The following is a 1534-nucleotide window of genomic DNA, read 5'->3' as shown; positions in this document are numbered from 1 at the left end:
CGCGAACACCGCGCCGGACATCTCCGCGCACAGGGCTTCAGCGACGGCGTTCATGGCAGCTGCGACGCGGCCGTCGAACGGCTTGTCCGCGTGCCGCAGGAAGGAGTGGAAGGCTCTTCCGTCGACCCTGCAAATTGCATGAGTGCGGCGTGGCAGGAGCATGCGGGTCGGCTGCTCGTAGCCCTTGATGCGGTCTCCGAGAGCAGTCTTGTCAGTCATCTGGGTTCTTTCGAGGGGTGGGCGGAGATGGGTCCAGTGTGCCCGTGTCGGCCCGCAGGAGGCGGGCCGACAACGACAGCGTCAGGCGGGGAAGATCTCGGGGTGGGCGGCTTTCCAGTCCAGCCAGCGCTTCATCGGCTCGTCCCCGATCGTGTGGATACGGTCCATCACCTGCACGAGGGCCATCGGGCCAAAGCCCTTCGTGTCGTCGTACTGGGTTCCTCTGTGGCGGGGGCGGCACGGGAACCAGAACGGCCCGTACTCCCACGTCACGATCCGGTACGACCAGTCGTTATCGGCCCACTTGTGGAAGACCTTGGTGACGGCGTCGGTGTCGAACGGTCGCTGCGACAGCTTCGCCTTGTACGTGTCGTTGAAGAAGTACTCGCGGTACTCCTCGATGAACGACGCGAGCTGGAGGGCTTCCAGATCCGTGGGCCGAACCTCGGACTCTCGGTCGAAGGTGGCCGTGTACCGCCAGCGCGGGTATTCACTGGTGACGGGGATACGGAGAGCGGTCAGCGAGTCGTGCTGGTCGGCGTCGTACGGCCAGTCCACGGTCTCGGAGTCAGTCAGCATCGGTCAGGTCTCCTCGGTGCTGGTGGAGAGCAGGGCGAGGAGCTTGTCCACATCGTCAGCCGAGATCGCCAGCATGTCCGGGCCAGTAAGGACGCTGGACTGGGTCGACCCGACGCCGAGATCGCGGAGTCGCTTCTGCTGGGCGTCAAGGCGGGCAGAGTGGGCCCGCTTGCGCTCTCGCTCGCGGTCATGGGCCTCCTCAGTGTCTTGTAGCCGCTTCTTCTGCTCGGCAAAAACCTCCTCGTAGGGGCCGACCACCGAGGTCAGGGAGGTGAGGACATTGAACTCGACGCCGTGTGCGTGGTAGTGCGACGCGGCGGCTTCGAAGTCAGCGAGAGTGACCTCCGCCAGCTTGTCGGCCGGGCCGGTCGCGATCGGGTAACCGACGTCGGAGGCGGAGTAGCCCTGACCGCGCTTCGGCTTCGCGCCGGGATACGTCGCCTTCTGGAAAGCCGGAGAGCCCTTCGGCCGGTGGTGGCTGGTAGTGCTGTACAGGTGGTCGGAGTCGGCGTGGGCGAGGAAGACGACCGGGCGGACGCTGGCGTATTCGCCCCGGCCTCGCTGGTGGGCGTAGACGACTCCCGACTTGATGTCCTTGGCTTTCATGCGGGTTCTCCTCCGAGGTCAGGGGCGGGTGGTGAGGGTGGCGACGAGCGCCAGCACGACAAGGCCAGCGGCGAAAGCGTGAACGAACTGGCGGGGGCTGCGGGGGAAGAGGTTCACGGGCGGTCTCCGA

The 1534-nt window shown here is 66.0% G+C and carries 3 protein-coding genes; all 3 read right to left on the bottom strand.

All coding sequences use genetic code 11. The features are described from left to right. Positions 1-219 (bottom strand): tRNA(His) guanylyltransferase Thg1 family protein (locus AB0J58_RS44995; protein ID WP_364227983.1); only part of this gene is annotated, 219 nt, incomplete at its 3' end. Between the two features lie 81 nt (positions 220-300). Beyond that, positions 301-798 (bottom strand): hypothetical protein, encoded by a 498-nt coding sequence (locus AB0J58_RS44990; protein WP_357795723.1) that lies wholly within the window; start codon positions 796-798, stop codon positions 301-303. Positions 799-801: 3 nt separating this feature from the next. After that, positions 802-1404: a hypothetical protein gene (locus tag AB0J58_RS44985; RefSeq protein WP_357795721.1), complete on the bottom strand. Its 603-nt coding sequence runs from the start codon at positions 1402-1404 to the stop codon at positions 802-804. Positions 1405-1534 lie beyond the last annotated feature (130 nt).

Source organism: Streptosporangium sp. NPDC049644 (assembly GCF_040675205.1).
Lineage (GTDB): Bacteria > Actinomycetota > Actinomycetes > Streptosporangiales > Streptosporangiaceae > Streptosporangium > Streptosporangium fukuiense.
This window is presented reverse-complemented; position numbering and strand designations above follow the sequence as displayed.